Source organism: Micromonospora trifolii (assembly GCF_022229005.1).
In the GTDB taxonomy this organism is placed as follows: Bacteria; Actinomycetota; Actinomycetes; order Mycobacteriales; family Micromonosporaceae; genus Micromonospora; species Micromonospora trifolii.
On record NZ_JAKKFD010000037.1, the window covers coordinates 93873 to 108529 of the forward strand.

Genomic DNA, 14657 nt, shown 5'->3' on the forward strand with positions numbered 1-14657 from the left:
GATGTTCGGGGGCGCCTGTCGGCATATCGGGAGTCGGTGGGATGGGCGTCGGGAGGGACGGGTCGTGACGGACGAGGCGGGGCCGTGGCTGGTGGTCGGCCTGGGCAACCCGGGCCGGGAGTACGCCGGCAACCGGCACAACGTCGGGTTCATGGTCGCCGAGCTGCTGGCCGGCCGGGTGGGTGCGCGTTTCGGCAGGCACAAGCGGGCGGTGGCCGAGGTGGCCGAGGCGCGGCTGGGGTTCGGTGGGCCGAAGCTGGTGCTGGTGAAGCCACTGACGTACATGAACCTGTCCGGTGGGCCGGTAGCGGCGTTGGCACAGTTCTACAAGGTGCCGACGACGCAGGTGATCGCGGTGCATGACGAGCTGGACATCGACTTCGGTCAGGTGCGGATCAAGTTCGGCGGCGGCGAGGGCGGGCACAACGGCCTGCGCTCGATGTCGAAGTCGTTGGGGACGAAGGACTACGCCCGGGTGCGGTTCGGCGTCGGCCGCCCGCCGGGGCGGCAGGATCCGGCGGATTACGTGCTGTCGGATTTTGGCGCGGCCGAGCGCAAGGAGCTCGATTTCCTGGTGGACCGGGCCGCCGATGTGGTGGAGTCGGTGATCACCAAGGGCGTGGAGCCGACCCAGAACCTCTACCACGGCAGCTGAGCCGGGCGGGGCGTACCCGAATCGGAAACGGCGGGCCGGTAGTCTGCGCCTTTCAGCGTGCCGCGACCGGCGACGCGAGTCGCGGCGGATCGGCCCGTGCGGGCAGCGCGGCGAGGCGACGGGAGCGGACAGATGAGCAGTCCTCCGATGATCGATGGCGCGTTCGCCCGATGGTTGGCGTCCCGGGCCGGGCAGGCGCTGCTCGACCTGCGCACGGAGATGGGTTTCGCCGACGCCGGCGCGCTGAAGTCGGCCGGGGACAAGGTGTCGCACGACCTGATCCGCACGGAGTTGGCGAAGTGGCGTCCGGGCGACGCGGTGCTCTCCGAGGAGGACGAGGGGTCGCGGTTGGCCTGGGCCGCGGAGGTGAACACCGGAGCGCTGTCGCGGTTGAACGCGGACCGGGTGTGGATCGTCGACCCGTTGGACGGCACCCGGGAGTTCTCCGAGGAGGGCCGCTCGGACTGGGCGGTGCACGTGGCGCTCTGGGCGCGCAACGCGCCGAGTCCGCACGGGCTCATCGCCGGGGCGGTGGGCTTGCCGGCGCAGGACCGGGTGCTGGGCACTGACTACCCGCCGGCGTACCCGCCGATGACTGTGGAGGCCGCGGCGGCCGGCGAGCGGAAGATCCGCCTGGCCGCGAGCCGGAGCCGACCGCCGGTCTTCCTGACCGATCTGGCCGAGGACGTCGGGGCGCACCTGGTGCCGATGGGCTCGGCCGGAGCGAAAATCGCCGCCGTGGTCACCGGCGAGGTGGACGCGTACATCCACGCTGGTGGGCAGTACGAGTGGGACTCGGCGGCCCCGATCGCTGTGGCGACGGCCACCGGACTGCACGCTTCCCGGATCGACGGTTCTGCGCTGAAATACAACGAGGCGGATCCGCGGCTGCCCGACCTCCTGGTCTGCCGCGAGGATCTCGCCACCCGGTTGCTTGCAGCGCTGCAAAAACATTCCGGGTAGCCTGAGCGAACTTTCTTGACATGCCCGACCGGAAAGGTCTGGAAATCGGATGAGCGAGCGAATCGAGCCGGTGTCATGACCACCCCCGCGGCGTACCAGGTCTCCCACCTGGACGCCTTGGAAGCGGAGAGCATCTTCGTGATGCGCGAGGTGGTCGCCGAGATGGAACGCCCGGTGATGCTCTTCTCCGGTGGCAAGGATTCGATAGTCATGCTGCGGCTCGCGCAGAAGGCGTTCGCCCCGGCCAACGTCCCCTTCCCGGTCATGCACGTCGACACCGGGCACAACTTCCCCGAGGTCCTGGAATACCGCGACCAGCGGGTCGCCGAGCTGGGGTTGCAGCTCGTGGTGGCGAGCGTGCCGGAGGCCCTGGCCAGTGGCATGGTCCGGGAGTCCGGTGACGGCATGCGCAACCGGATCCAGACGCCGGTGCTGCTGGACGCGGTGGAGAAGCACCGCTTCGACGCGCTGTTCGGAGGCGCCCGCCGGGACGAGGAGAAGGCCCGGGCGAAGGAGCGGGTGTTCAGCTTCCGCGACGAGTTCGGTCAGTGGGACCCGAAGAACCAGCGGCCGGAGCTGTGGTCGCTGTACAACGGCCGACACCACCCGGGCGAGTCGATCCGGGTCTTCCCGTTGTCCAACTGGACCGAGCTGGACGTCTGGCACTACATCGCCCACGAACGCATCCCGCTGCCGTCGATCTACTACGCGCACGAGCGCGAGGTGATCGAGCGGGACGGCATGTTCTACGCCGTCAACGAGTTCTTCCGCCCCCGCGCTGGTGAGGAGCGGTTCAAGGCGCAGGTGCGCTACCGCACCGTCGGCGACGCCTCCTGCACCGCCGCGGTCCGTTCCGACGCGGACACCGTGGAGAAGGTCATCGAGGAGGTGGCGGCCACCCGGATCACCGAGCGCGGCGCCACCCGTGGTGACGACCGGGTCAGTGAGGCCGCCATGGAGGACCGCAAGCGGGAGGGCTACTTCTGATGAGTACCGAAATCATGGCGTCCGCGAATGCGGAGGCCCGGGCTGTTACCGGGGCCGGGCCGGAGGCCCGGGCGATGGACCTGCTGCGGTTCGCCACCGCCGGCAGCGTGGACGACGGGAAGTCGACTCTGATCGGGCGGCTGCTCTACGACACCAAGTCGCTCTTCACCGACCAGCTGGCCGCCGTGGAGGCGGTCAGCGCCGCCCGCGGTGACGAATACACCAACCTGGCGTTGCTCACCGACGGTCTGCGGGCCGAGCGGGAGCAGGGCATCACCATCGACGTGGCGTACCGGTACTTCGCCACCCCCCGGCGCAAGTTCATCATCGCCGACACTCCGGGCCACATCCAGTACACCCGCAACATGGTCACCGGGGCGTCGACAGCCGACCTGGCGCTGATCCTGGTCGACGCGCGCAAGGGTCTCGTCGAGCAGTCCCGCCGGCACGCGTTCCTCTGCTCCCTGCTGCGGGTGCCGCACCTGGTCCTCTGTGTCAACAAGATGGACCTGGTCGACTGGTCGCAGGAGGTCTACGAGCGGATCGCCGACGAGTTCACCGCGTTCGCGGCGAAGCTCGACGCACCGGACCTGACAGTGGTGCCGGTCTCCGCGTTGCGCGGCGACAACATCGTCACCCGATCGGACAACATGCCCTGGTACGAGGGCCCGTCGCTGCTGCACCACCTGGAGCGGGTGCACATCGCCAGCGATCGCAACCTGGTCGACGTCCGGTTCCCGGTGCAGTACGTGATCCGTCCGCAGTCCACCACTGTCACCGACTACCGTGGCTACGCCGGCCAGGTCGCCTCCGGCGTGCTGAAGCCGGGCGACGAGGTGATGGTTCTGCCGTCCGGCTTCACCAGCCGGATCGCCGCCGTGGAGACCGCCGACGGGCCGGTCGCGGAGGCGTTCCCGCCGATGTCGGTGACGGTACGACTGGCCGACGAGATCGACATCTCGCGTGGTGACCTGATCTGCCGGCCGAACAACGCACCGGCGGTGGCCCAGGATATCGAGGCGATGGTCTGCTGGATGGACGAGACGGCCCCCCTGCGGGTCGGCGGCCGGTACGCGATCAAGCACACCACCCGGTCGGCGCGGGCGATCGTGCGCGGGCTGCACTACCGGCTGGACATCAACTCCCTGCACCGCGACGAGTCCGCCGACGAACTGCGGCTCAACGAGATCGGCCGGGTGCGACTGCGCACCACGGTGCCGCTGCTTGCCGACGAGTACCGCCGTAACCGCACCACCGGCGGTTTCGTCATCATCGACGAGGCGACCAACCGCACGGTAGGCGCCGCCATGATCGTCGAAGCCAGCTAGCCCCAACCCACCGGCTCGCCCGCCCGCAAGATCGCGCTCGATCCAGGAAGTAGTGGCCTCGCCCAACGGGCGAGGCCACTACTTCCATGAACAAGCACGATCTCCATTCCGCCTCCGGTTGGAGCGGAACTGGGCCGGCGGGGCGGGTGGGGCAGGGGCGGGGTGGGGTTAGGGCAGGCGGGTGGCGCCGGGGGAGGGGAGGACCGTCACTGTGGTGGGGGCGGTGAAGCCTCGCTCGGCGTACGCGTCGGTCACGGCGGCGGCAACCGCGTCGGCACTATCGGCCTCGATCAGCGCGAGCACGCAGCCGCCGAAGCCGCCGCCGGTCATCCGGGCGCCCAGCGCACCGGCCGCCAACACTGCCTCGACCGCGGTGTCGATCTCCGGCACGGTGATCTCGAAGTCGTCGCGCATCGAGACGTGGGAGGCGGTCAGCAGCGGGCCGATGTCGCGGACCCGGGCGGCGCGGAGCAGCGCCACAGTGTCCAGTACGCGCTGGTCCTCGGTCACCACGTGCCGGACCCGTCGCCGGGTCTCCTCGTCGTCGAGTTGCGCCAACGCGGCGTCGAGCTGGTCGACCCCCACGTCGCGCAGGGCGGCAACGCCGAGCGCACTGGCCCCGGCCTCGCAGGAGCGACGGCGGGCCGCGTACTCCCCGTCGGCGTGGCGGTGCGGCGCCCGGCTGTCGATGACCAGCACAGCCAGCCCGTCGGCGTCCAGGTCGAACGGGATGTGCTCGACCGACTCGTCGCGACAGTCCAGGAAGAGGGCGTGCCCGGCGCGGCAACGGATCGCCGCGGACTGGTCCATGATCCCGGTCGGCGCGCCCACGTAGACGTTCTCTGCCCGTTGCGCCAGCCGGGGTTGCAGTTCCGGGGCGAGCTCCAGCTCGCCGAGGTCGAGCAGGGCGGCCAGCACTGCCGACTCCAGCGCGGCCGAGGAGGAGAGCCCGGCGCCCAGCGGCACGTCGGAGGCGATCGCCAGCCGGGCACCAGGCACCGGGTGGCCGGCCTCGCGCAGCGCCCAGACCACACCCGCGACGTACGCGCCCCAGCCGGTGACTCGACCCGGCTCGGCGACGTCGTCCGCGCCGAACGTGATCGCCTCGCCGGAGAGCTCGGACCAGACCGTCCACTGCTCCCCGTCCTGCCGGTCGGCCGCGACGACGGTACGCATCGGCAGCGCGAACGGCAGCACGAAGCCCTCGTTGTAGTCGGTGTGCTCACCGATCAGGTTGACCCGGCCCGGCGCCGCCCAGCGGCCGGCGGCTTCGGCGCCGTACTGCGCGGCGAAGCCGGCGGCAGCACGCTCGGCGACGTCACCACTCTGGTCGGTCATGACTGCCCCAGGATGTGCGTGCGGTAGAACGCCCAGGCATCCCCGACCATGTCGTGCAGGGTCGGCTTCTGCGGCACCCAGCCCAGCTCCTCGCGGGCCAGCGCGGAGGACGCGACCAACTCGGCCGGGTCGCCCTCCCGCCGCGGCGCGACCTCGACGGGCAGTTGGTGCCCGGTGACCTCGCGGACCACGTCGACGACCTGGCGGTTGGTGAAGCCGTTGCCGTTGCCCAGGTTGTAGATCCGGTGCTGGCCGCTGGTGGCCGCGTCCAGCGCCAGCAGGTGCGCGCGGGCCAGGTCGGCGACGTGGATGTAGTCGCGGACGCAGGTGCCGTCAACTGTGGGGTAGTCGTCCCCGAAGAGCTGGAGCTTCTCCCGCCGGCCGGCGGCGACGTCCAGCGCGATCGGGATCAGGTGCGTCTCCGGGTCGTGCCGTTCGCCGAGGGTGATGTCGCCGTCGAGGTGGGCGCCGGCCACGTTGAAGTAGCGCAGCGACACGGCGGCCAGCCCGTGCGCGATCGCCTCGGAGGTGAGTGCCATGTCGACGGCGAGTTTGGTCGCGCCGTACGTGTTGGTGGGTGCCTTCACCGCGTTCTCGGTGATGGGCAGCTCGGTGGGGTTGCCGTAGACGGCGGCGGTGGAGGAGAAGACCATCCGGGGCACCCCGGCGGCCCGGACCGCGTCGATCAGGGCGAGCGTGCCGATGGTGTTGTTCTGCCAGTACAGCTCCGGCTTGACCATCGACTCGCCGGCGGCGATCAGGGCGGCGAAGTGCAGCACCCCGTCGAACCCGGCGTCCGCTGTGACGACCTGGGCGGCGTCGTGGATGGACGCCTCCACGTGGGTGGCGTCCGGGGCGAGGGCCTCGCGGTGGCCGGTGCGCAGGTCGTCCAGGATGACCACCTGGTGACCCGCGTCCAGCAGCATCCGGGTCACCACGCTCCCGATGAAGCCGGCGCCCCCGGTGACGAGCAGTTTCACGTCGTTGCCTCCCTGCCTGGCCCGCCCGGGACGTGGCCCTTCGGTGATCACACTAGGGCGGTGGCCGGCGCTCTCGCCGTTGCCACCGTCAACCCCATTCCATCATAATCTCTCATGATTAAACAGAGCCGAACATCTGCCCGCCGCTCCGCGTGATCCCCGGTGCGGTGGGCCCACGGTGTCTACCATCTCTGTCATGCGGGAAGCGGCCCGTACCGGGCTCCGGCGACACGCGCGGGCACAGCCCCGCCGCGACCCTGGCCCGCTCGCCCGGGCCGTCGCCCGGGTGCTGGTGCGCGCCGCGGACGGCGCCACCCGGCTCGTCACCGACCTGCTCGGGACCGGTCCGACGGCCGGCCGGGAGCACATCTCCGAGGCCGACCTGCGGGATCTGGTCGCGGCGAACACGGTGCTCGACCCGGACGAGCGGCGGATCATCGACGAGGTCCTGGTTGCCGGTGCCAGTCTGATCCGCGAGGTGATGATGCCGCGCACCGAGGTGGTCTTCCTCCCGGCGCGGCTGACCATCGTCGAAGCCGCCCGACTGGTCCGCGCCGAGACCCACACCCGCTACCCGGTCACCGACGGCACGCACGACGACGTGGTCGGCTTCGTGCACCTGCGTGACGTGCTGCTGCGCCCGGACGCCGACCCGTGCCTCACCGTCGGCGAGCTGGCCCGGGAGGTGAAGCGGCTCCCGGGCAGCAAACGGGTGCTCGCCGCGCTGACCGAGATGCGCCGGGAGGGCCAGCACCTCGCGGTGGTGGTCGACGAGTACGGCGGCACTGCCGGGATCGTCACCCTGGAAGATCTCATCGAGGAGTTGATCGGCGAGATCCACGACGAGTACGACGCCACTCCGGACCCGGTGCACGCCGGCCTGCCCGCCGTGGTGGACGGCCGCCTCAACCTCGCCGACTTCGCCGAGCGGACCGGGGTGGCACTACCCGCCGGGCCGTACGAGACGGTGGGCGGGTTCGTCATGGCCGCGCTGGGGCGGCTCCCGGTTACCGGCGACGAGGTGCCGGTGCCGGGTGAGCCCGCCGGGGCCGGCGCGCCCGATCCGGCCGAACTGCCGGCCGGCTGGCTGCTGCGGGTGCTCACGTTGGACGGCCGCCGCGTGGCCCAACTGGCCGTCTCCGCCGCCCGCACCACCGAGCAGAGCACCGGTCAGAGCACCGGGCGGCGCCGCGAGTACGACGCCGCGTCGGCCTCGGCGGGCGGCCCCGAGCAGGTCCGGGAGACGGTGGCGGCGCAGCACCGCCGGGTCGCGGTCGGGCCGACGCGCCGGGTCGGCGCGGGCGAACCACGCGAGGTCAGCACCCCGGCACCGGCGGGCCGGAGCCGACCCGCCGGCCCGTCATGACGGACCGGGTTGCTTGCTGACAGAATTATCGCCATGTCCGACGTTCCCGCCCGGCCCCGCGTCTTCTCCGGCATCCAGCCGACAGCCGACTCGTTCCACCTCGGCAACTATCTCGGCGCGGTGCGGCACTGGGTGGCGCTACAGGACACCCACGACGCGTTCTACTGCGTGGTGGACCTGCACGCCATCACCGCGGGGCATGATCCGGCGCTGCTGCGCCAGCGCACCCGGGTGGCGGCGGCCCAGCTCTTCGCGGTCGGGCTCGACCCGGAACGCAGCACCCTGTTCGTCCAGTCGCAGGTGCCCGAGCACCCGCAGCTGGCCTGGGTGCTCGGCTGCATCACCGGCTTCGGCGAGGCCAGCCGGATGACCCAGTTCAAGGACAAGTCGCAGAAGCAGGGCAACGAGCGGGCCAGCGTCGGGCTGTTCACCTACCCGGTCCTCCAGGCCGCCGACATCCTGCTCTACCAGGCCAACGCGGTGCCGGTCGGCGAGGACCAACGCCAGCACCTGGAGCTCTCTCGGGATCTGGCCCAGCGCTTCAACTCGCTGTTCGGCGCGACGTTCACGGTGCCCGCGCCGCACATCGTCAAGGACACTGCCAAGATCACCGACTTGCAGGACCCGACCGCGAAGATGTCGAAGTCGTCGTCCTCACCGGCCGGCATCATCGACCTGCTGGACGATCCGGCCCGGTCGGCGAAGAAGATCCGTTCGGCGGTGACCGACACCGGTCGCGAGATCGTCTTCGACGCCGAGACCAAGCCGGGTGTGTCCAACCTGTTGACCATCTACTCGGCGCTCAGCGGCCGCAGCATCGACGAGCTGGTGGCCGCGTACGCGGGCCGCGGCTACGGCGATCTGAAGAAGGAACTGGCCGAGGTGGTGACGGACTTCGTCCGGCCGATCCAGGAGCGCACCCGCGCCTACCTCGACGACCCGGCGCAGTTGGACAAGCTTCTCGCGGCCGGCGCGGAGAAGGCCCGTGCGGTGGCCGCGACGACACTGCGGTCCGCGTACGAGCGGGTCGGGTTCTTCCCGCCCGTACGCGGCGAGTAGCTCCGCGGTACAGGTGGACGGCTCGGTGGTCGGAGGGGCGGCGCGAAGCGTGGATCGCAGTGGCGGGGTGCCGCCGACCGGCGACACCATCCAGATCGGCATCGCGGTGGACATCCCCGAGCCGTGGGGTGCCCTGCTCACCCGGCGGCGGGTCGAGGCCGGTGACCCGCTGGCGGTGCCCGCGCACGTGACGTTGCTCGGGCCCACCGAGATCCGAACGGCCAACCTGCCGGCGGTCGAGCGGCACCTGGCCGCCGTCGCCGCCGCGCACCTGCCGTTCACGCTGCACCTGCGGGGCACCGGCACGTTCCGTCCGGTCACCCAGGTGGTCTTCGTCGCGGTGGCCGCCGGGATCAGCGAGTGCGAGCTGCTCGCCGCGGCCATCGCCGCGGCGCCGGGCCTGCACCGCGAACTCCGGTTCCCGTACCATCCGCACGTCACAGTGGCTCAGGACGTGACACCAGAGGCGCTGGACAAGGTGTACGAGGATCTGGCCGACTTCTCCGCGATGTTCGAGGTCGACGGGTTCACTCTCTTCTCGCACAGCGGGCAGGCCAGGTGGCAGCCGCGTCGGGACTTCTGCCTCGGCAACTGAAGCGCCGGCAACCAGACCGTCGGCAACCGAACCGCCAGCACCTGAAGCGTCGGCGACGCGCCGGCCGGCGAGCATCGGGAGCCGGTTGCCACTACAGCGGTGGGAGATCGGCGAGGATGATCGCGTGAACGTGATCGGCCAGATCGAGGCGGGCATCGACCGCTGGGTGAGCGCCGCGCGCCACCGGTCGGGGCTCTTCGATCATGTGTGGCGGGCCGGTGTGCTGTACGGCGAGGTGCTGGCCGGCCGGTTGGCCGCCGCGATCGCCTACTACGGCTTCTTCGCGGTGTTCGCCCTCGCCCTGGTGGCGTTCTCCATCTTCGGCGCGATCCTGGAGGACAACGACGAGGTCAGCGCGGCGGCTGCCGACTTCCTCAAGGAGAATCTGCCGTTCCTGGACGCCGAGCAGATCGCCAACTCCAGCGGCACTGTCGGTGTGGTCGGCCTGGTCATCCTGGTCTTCACCGGGATCGGCTGGGTGGAGGCCATCCGGTCCTCGCAGCGGCTGATGTACCAGCTCAACCAGCAGCCGGGCAATCTGGTGGTGCGGCGGCTCGTCGACCTGGGCGTGATGATCGGTGTCTTCGTGCTGCTCGGCGTCTCGGTCGCGGCGGTGGACGCCTTGGAGTCGCTGCTGCGTTTCCTGCTGCGCAGCACCGGGTCGGTGGGTCTGACCACCATCAGCGCGGTGCTCAGCGTGCTGGTCAACACAGTGCTCGCCACCGCGTTGCTACTGGCAGTGCCCCGGCTGCGGATGAGCCGGTCCCGGCTGCGCCCGGTGGTGGTGCTGGTGGCAGTCGGTATCACGCTGCTGAACACGGTAGGGCGGTACTACGTGGTGCGGACCGAGCGGAACCCGGCGTACACCGTGGTGGCCGGTGCCGTCGGTCTGCTGCTCTACCTCTACCTGCTCAACCAGTTGGTGCTGTTCGGCGCGGCGCTCCTGGCGACCAGCACCAACGGCCGAGTGGTGGACCTGGCGGAAACCCCCGCGCCACCGAAGGATGTCGACGAGGGCATCGATCCCGGTACGCCGGGCGGTGGGGGCTGATGACGGAAGGCGCGCAGGTGCTGATCTCGGTCGACTCGGACTCGTCGGTGCCCCCGTACGAGCAGGTGCGTGTGCAGCTCGCCGAGCTGATCGGCGACGGCCGGTTGCCGGTGGGCAGCCGACTGCCGACCGTCCGGCAGCTCGCCGCCGACCTGCGGTTGGCCGCGAACACCGTGGCCCGCGCCTACCGGGAGTTGGAGGCGGCCGGGCTGCTGGAGACGCGGGGACGCAACGGCACCTTCGTCGCCCCCGGACGGGACGACGCTGTCGACCGGTTGCAGCGCGCGGCGGCCGGCTACGCGGCGGAGGCGGCCCGGCTCGGCGTGCCGCCGGCCACCGCGCTCGCCCTGGTCCGCGCCGCCCTGGACGCCGCCCGCCCCGGCTGACCGGCCGCCGATCGACAGTCGGACGGGCGATAACCGAGCAGAACGGCGTCGGCGCTCGCGTTCGCGGACCATGATGAGCCGGTGGGCGCACTCATGACACTGGACCTGCCGGCGGACTCACCGCTCCTCGGCCTGCCGTGGATCATCACCTTCGGACCGCTCGGTGATCTCGACGAGTGGGAGCCGGTGGTCTGCGGGCCGTACGAGCGACCGCACGCGTTGGCCCTGGCCGAGGCGGTGGTGGCCGAGGAGCAACTGATGGCCGTGGTGGAGCCGTTGCTGCCGGCGCTGTCCGCCGACGAGATCCGCAGCGAGATCGCCGCAGCGCAGGTCGCCGCCGAGGACGAGGCCCGCCAGGTGGAGGGGGCCGACCTGTACGGGGACTTCGAGGACGTGATCGACGAGGAGTTGGACGCGGCGGCCGACGAGGCCGGCCACGGTGAGCCCGCCGAACCGCCGGACGAGGCCGAGGTACGCGCCGGCTTCACCCGGATCGCGGCGTTGCTCACCGCGAAGTAGGAGGTCAGCGGGTCGGGCCGTGGTCCAGCACGCAGAACTCGTTGCCCTCGGGATCGGCGAGCACCGTGAACTGTTCGGCCCCGGTCTGCCCGACGTCGACCTGCCGCGCGCCGAGGCTCAGCAGCCGTCGTACCTCGGCTTGGGGGTCCGTGTCCGCGACCAGGTCGAGGTGCAGCCGGTTCTTGCCCCGCTTGGCGGTGCCCGAGCCCTGCAACCACACAGTGGGCGCGGCGGCGGACGGCTGCCCCGGCGGCCAGAGCTTGGCGCTGCCGTCGTCGCCCTGCTCGATTTCGTAGCCGAGTGCCGCTGACCAGAACGAGACCATCAGGTCCAGGTCCTCGACGTCGAGCGTGCACTGGGCGATCCGTACCACCATGGGGTCACCTCCGTAGTGATGGTGCCCAATGCGGTACCCGTGACGTCCGCGGGTGTAACCACCGGCGTCGCACGGACACCGGCGCCACGCGGAGCGGACTCCGCGCGGCGCCGGTGGCACCTCACCCCCCACCACAAGGGGTCGGTAGCCCAGTCGCCCGTCGGCGCGGGGCACGACGAACGACCAGGTCGACAACGAGTTACCCGTTCAGGGCCGTTCCAACCAGACTGCCGCGTCAATTGGCAGCAGCTGACCGGAGCCCTGTTCGGTGAGCTCGTCGCTGGCAACGAGCGGCTGACCGTACCCGTCGATCAGGACGGGAGCGCCGCTGAAGTTGACCACGCAGGTCAGCACCGTCGCGCCGGCGGAGCGGGAGAAGGCCAGCACGCCCGGCTCGCTCTCCCGCCAGGTGACCCCGTCGGCGTCGAGGGCGAGCGCGGGGTGGACGTGGCGGATCCGCAGCGCGGCCCGGTACAGCTCCAGGGTCGAGCCGGGCACGCCGGTCTGCGCGGTGACGGACAGCGCCTGCCAGAGACCCGGGGCGGGTAGCCAGCTCAGCTCGCTGCCGGCCGGCCCGAAGCCGTACGGGGCCAGCTCACCACTCCATGGGATGGGCACCCGGCAGCCGTCGCGGCTCTCGCCGGTGCGCAGGAACGCCGGATCCTGGCGCAGCTCGTCGGGGAGGTCGAGGACCTCCGGCAGGCCCAGTTCCTCGCCCTGGTAGAGGTAGGCGCAGCCGGGCAGGGCGAGCATCAGCAGGCTGGCGGCCCGGGCTCGGCGCAGCCCTTCGACGCCGTCGCCGTACCGGGTGACGTGCCGCTGCTTGTCGTGGTTGGACAGCACCCAGGTGGTCGGCGCCCCGACCACTGTCGCCTCGGCCAACGCGGTGTCGATCACCTTGCGGAACGAGTCGGCCGACCAGGTGGCGTCGAGGAAGTCGAAGCTGAACGCCTGGTGCAGCTCGTCCGGGCCGATGTAGCGGGCCAGGCGCTGTGGCGTCTCGGCCCACGCCTCGGCGACCGCCATCCGACCGCCCGTGTAGCTGTCCAGGATGGGCCGCCAGGCCCGGTAGATCTCGTGCACCTCGTCCTGGTCGAAGTACGGCAGCCGGCCCTTGCCGAGCAGTTCGACCTGGCGCTGGCCGGTGGTTGCCGTGCTGAAGCCGACGTCCGGCAGCCCCTCCGCCTTGATCATGCCGTGCGCCACGTCGACGCGGAATCCGTCGACGCCCCGGTCCAGCCAGAACCGCAGCACGTCCTCGAACTCGGCGCGGACCTCCGGGTGACGCCAGTTCAGGTCCGGCTGCGACGGGTCGAACAGGTGCAGATACCACTGACCGTCGGCGATCCGGGTCCAGGCGGGGCCGCCGAAGATGCTCTCCCAGTCGTTCGGAGGCAACTCGCCGTGCGCGCCCTTACCGTCGGCGAAGAGGTAGCGGGCCCGCTCCGGTGAGCCGGGGCCGGCGGCGAGCGCGGCGGTGAACCAGTGGTGCGCGCTGGAGGTGTGGTTGGGCACCAGGTCGACGATGATCCGCAGGCCGTGGGCGTGCGCGTCGGTGATCATGGCGTCGAAATCGGCGAGGGTGCCGAACATCGGGTCGACGTCGCGGTAGTCGGCCACGTCGTACCCGCCGTCGATCATCGGCGAGGTGTAGAAGGGGGTCAGCCAGAGCGCGTCCACCCCGAGGTCGCGCAGGTACGGCAGGCGCTGCCGGATGCCCTGGAGGTCGCCGGTGCCGTCGCCGTCGCTGTCGGCGAAGCTGCGGACGTACACCTGGTAGACGACCGCGGAGCGCCACCAGTCGTCGTCGGTGGCGTGCGGCGGGGTGGCGGTGCTGATCATTCGAGCAATATGCCGGCCGGCTGCTGCAAGAGTCAAGCAGATCTTGCGTAAGACAGACGGGCGGAACTCGGCGCGACAGCTGTGGAACCGCGCACCACCAGCTCCGGGCGGAACAGGTACTCCGAGTGCGGGGCGCCGTGCCCGTTGATCTCGTCCACCAGGGCGCGGACGGCGGCCACCGCCATCGCGGTGACCGGTTGCCGCATCGTGGTCAGCGGCGGGTCGGTGAAGGCCATCAGCGGGGAGTCGTCGTAGCCGACCACGGAGAGGCCGTCGGGGACGTTGAGGCCGCGTTGGCGGGCGGCCCGGATCGCGCCGAGCGCCATCAGGTCCGAGCCGCAGACCACGCCGGTGACGCCGCGGTCCAGCAGGCGGCCGGCGGCGGCCTCGCCACCCTCCACTCCGAACAGTGACAGCTCGGCCAGCGGACCCAGGTCGGCCTCGGCGACGCCGGCCAGTCGGGTCATCGCGGAGCGCCAGCCGGCCACCTTGCGCTGCACCGGAACGAACCGGTCCGGGCCGGTGATCAGGCCGATCCGCCGGTGCCCGAGGGCGACCAGGTGGGCGACGGCCAGCTCGGCCGCCTCCCGGTCGTCGCAGGAGACGAAGGGCGCGCCGATGCCGGGCACGTACCCGTTGATCATCACGACCGGCAACGGCCGGGCGAGCAGCGCCCGGTAGCGGTCGTGGTTGGCGGCCGTGTCGGCGTGCAGCCCGGAGACGAAGACGATCCCGGAGACCTGCCGGTCCAGCAGCATCTCCACGTACTCGTCCTCGGTCACGCCGCCGGCGGTCTGGGTGCAGAGCACCGGGGTGAACCCGCTCTGCGCCAGTGTGGACTCGATGACCTGGGCGAAGGCGGGGAAGATCGGGTTGTCCAGCTCCGGCACCACCAGGCCGACCAGCCCGGCGCTGCGCTTACGCAGCCGGGCCGGGCGCTCGTACCCGAGCACGTCGAGGGCGGTGAGGACAGCCTGCCGGGTCTCCGGGGCCACGCCGGGGCGGTCGTTGAGCACCCGCGACACCGTGGCCTCGCTGACTTCGGCCTGCTGGGCGATGTCGGACAGTCGAGCGCGCATGGCGGCACTTTAGCCCACCGGCAAGTTCTTGCGGGGTGTCTTGCAAGCCCTTCCATTACTTGCAACGTCTTGCTAACGTCCCCGCAACATGCGAGAGCAGCGGCGCAGCATCCGTGCGCCGGATGGCAAGAAC

Annotated in this window: 14 protein-coding genes and 1 pseudogene; 10 read left to right on the forward strand and 5 right to left on the reverse strand. The window is 71.1% G+C overall.

From position 1 onward, the window contains the following. The first annotated feature begins 64 nt into the window (after positions 1 to 64). The 4 genes from pth to NIE79_RS22625 all read left to right on the forward strand — a co-directional run bounded on the left by pth (position 65) and on the right by NIE79_RS22625 (position 3933). A complete protein-coding gene (gene pth, locus NIE79_RS22610; RefSeq protein WP_238680457.1) occupies positions 65 to 655 on the forward strand; it encodes an aminoacyl-tRNA hydrolase in 591 nt (196 codons plus the stop codon). A 132-nt stretch (positions 656 to 787) separates the two neighbouring features. Next, positions 788 to 1618: a 3'(2'),5'-bisphosphate nucleotidase CysQ gene (locus NIE79_RS22615; protein WP_238680458.1), complete on the forward strand. Its 831-nt coding sequence runs from the start codon at positions 788 to 790 to the stop codon at positions 1616 to 1618. 75 nt (positions 1619 to 1693) lie between these two features. Then, positions 1694 to 2605 carry a sulfate adenylyltransferase subunit CysD gene (gene cysD, locus NIE79_RS22620; RefSeq protein ID WP_238680459.1) on the forward strand — a complete coding sequence of 304 codons (912 nt, stop codon included), beginning with the start codon at positions 1694 to 1696 and terminating at the stop codon, positions 2603 to 2605. After that, on the forward strand, positions 2605 to 3933 hold the full coding sequence (locus NIE79_RS22625) for a sulfate adenylyltransferase subunit 1 (RefSeq protein ID WP_372471753.1): 1329 nt from the start codon (positions 2605 to 2607) through the stop codon (positions 3931 to 3933). The genes cysD and NIE79_RS22625 overlap by 1 nt, the downstream gene beginning before the upstream one ends. A gap of 168 nt (positions 3934 to 4101) precedes the next feature. Here the strand turns inward: NIE79_RS22625 and galK are convergent, their stop codons facing one another. Further along, complete coding sequence (gene galK / locus NIE79_RS22630; protein ID WP_238680460.1) at positions 4102 to 5271, reverse strand: galactokinase; 1170 nt, start codon at positions 5269 to 5271, stop codon at positions 4102 to 4104. Continuing rightward, positions 5268 to 6197, reverse strand: coding sequence for a UDP-glucose 4-epimerase GalE (gene galE, locus NIE79_RS22635; protein WP_238680490.1), 930 nt, complete (start codon positions 6195 to 6197; stop codon positions 5268 to 5270). The genes galK and galE overlap by 4 nt, the downstream gene beginning before the upstream one ends. A gap of 250 nt (positions 6198 to 6447) precedes the next feature. Here galE and NIE79_RS22640 point away from each other — a divergent pair. From NIE79_RS22640 to NIE79_RS22665, 6 genes and pseudogenes are all read left to right on the forward strand, one after another. Further along, positions 6448 to 7410, forward strand: a pseudogene (locus NIE79_RS22640) (hemolysin family protein); the annotation flags it as partial. A gap of 240 nt (positions 7411 to 7650) precedes the next feature. Further along, positions 7651 to 8676 (forward strand): tryptophan--tRNA ligase, encoded by a 1026-nt coding sequence (gene trpS / locus NIE79_RS22645; RefSeq protein ID WP_238680461.1) that lies wholly within the window; start codon positions 7651 to 7653, stop codon positions 8674 to 8676. A 25-nt stretch (positions 8677 to 8701) separates the two neighbouring features. Then, positions 8702 to 9271: a 2'-5' RNA ligase family protein gene (locus NIE79_RS22650; RefSeq protein WP_238680462.1), complete on the forward strand. Its 570-nt coding sequence runs from the start codon at positions 8702 to 8704 to the stop codon at positions 9269 to 9271. 124 nt (positions 9272 to 9395) lie between these two features. Further along, positions 9396 to 10322 carry a YihY/virulence factor BrkB family protein gene (locus NIE79_RS22655; protein ID WP_238680463.1) on the forward strand — a complete coding sequence of 309 codons (927 nt, stop codon included), beginning with the start codon at positions 9396 to 9398 and terminating at the stop codon, positions 10320 to 10322. After that, on the forward strand, positions 10322 to 10708 hold the full coding sequence (locus NIE79_RS22660; RefSeq protein WP_238680464.1) for a GntR family transcriptional regulator: 387 nt from the start codon (positions 10322 to 10324) through the stop codon (positions 10706 to 10708). The genes NIE79_RS22655 and NIE79_RS22660 overlap by 1 nt, the downstream gene beginning before the upstream one ends. Positions 10709 to 10789: 81 nt before the next feature. After that, entirely contained in the window at positions 10790 to 11227 is a 438-nt protein-coding gene (locus NIE79_RS22665) for a hypothetical protein (RefSeq protein ID WP_091394593.1), read from the forward strand. Positions 11228 to 11231: 4 nt separating this feature from the next. Here NIE79_RS22665 and NIE79_RS22670 read toward each other — a convergent pair whose 3' ends face one another. The 3 genes from NIE79_RS22670 to NIE79_RS22680 all read right to left on the reverse strand — a co-directional run bounded on the left by NIE79_RS22670 (position 11232) and on the right by NIE79_RS22680 (position 14524). Continuing rightward, on the reverse strand, positions 11232 to 11603 hold the full coding sequence (locus NIE79_RS22670; protein WP_238680465.1) for a VOC family protein: 372 nt from the start codon (positions 11601 to 11603) through the stop codon (positions 11232 to 11234). A 207-nt stretch (positions 11604 to 11810) separates the two neighbouring features. Continuing rightward, entirely contained in the window at positions 11811 to 13445 is a 1635-nt protein-coding gene (locus NIE79_RS22675; RefSeq protein ID WP_238680466.1) for a glycoside hydrolase family 13 protein, read from the reverse strand. Positions 13446 to 13477: 32 nt separating this feature from the next. Beyond that, positions 13478 to 14524: a LacI family DNA-binding transcriptional regulator gene (locus NIE79_RS22680; protein ID WP_238680467.1), complete on the reverse strand. Its 1047-nt coding sequence runs from the start codon at positions 14522 to 14524 to the stop codon at positions 13478 to 13480. Between the last annotated feature and the right edge of the window lie 133 nt (positions 14525 to 14657).

What these genes read in the sequence shown, in the direction of transcription:
- NIE79_RS22615 (WP_238680458.1), top strand. Translation starts at nt 788, where the DNA reads ATGAGCAGTCCTCCGATGATCGATGGCGCGTTCGCCCGATGGTTGGCG.
- NIE79_RS22680 (WP_238680467.1), bottom strand. Translation starts at nt 14,524, where the DNA reads ATGCGCGCTCGACTGTCCGACATCGCCCAGCAGGCCGAAGTCAGCGAG.
- NIE79_RS22660 (WP_238680464.1), top strand. Translation starts at nt 10,322, where the DNA reads ATGACGGAAGGCGCGCAGGTGCTGATCTCGGTCGACTCGGACTCGTCG.
- cysD (WP_238680459.1), top strand. Translation starts at nt 1,694, where the DNA reads ATGACCACCCCCGCGGCGTACCAGGTCTCCCACCTGGACGCCTTGGAA.
- trpS (WP_238680461.1), top strand. Translation starts at nt 7,651, where the DNA reads ATGTCCGACGTTCCCGCCCGGCCCCGCGTCTTCTCCGGCATCCAGCCG.
- galE (WP_238680490.1), bottom strand. Translation starts at nt 6,197, where the DNA reads ATGCTGCTGGACGCGGGTCACCAGGTGGTCATCCTGGACGACCTGCGC.
- NIE79_RS22670 (WP_238680465.1), bottom strand. Translation starts at nt 11,603, where the DNA reads ATGGTGGTACGGATCGCCCAGTGCACGCTCGACGTCGAGGACCTGGAC.
- galK (WP_238680460.1), bottom strand. Translation starts at nt 5,271, where the DNA reads ATGACCGACCAGAGTGGTGACGTCGCCGAGCGTGCTGCCGCCGGCTTC.
- NIE79_RS22675 (WP_238680466.1), bottom strand. Translation starts at nt 13,445, where the DNA reads ATGATCAGCACCGCCACCCCGCCGCACGCCACCGACGACGACTGGTGG.
- NIE79_RS22625 (WP_372471753.1), top strand. Translation starts at nt 2,605, where the DNA reads ATGAGTACCGAAATCATGGCGTCCGCGAATGCGGAGGCCCGGGCTGTT.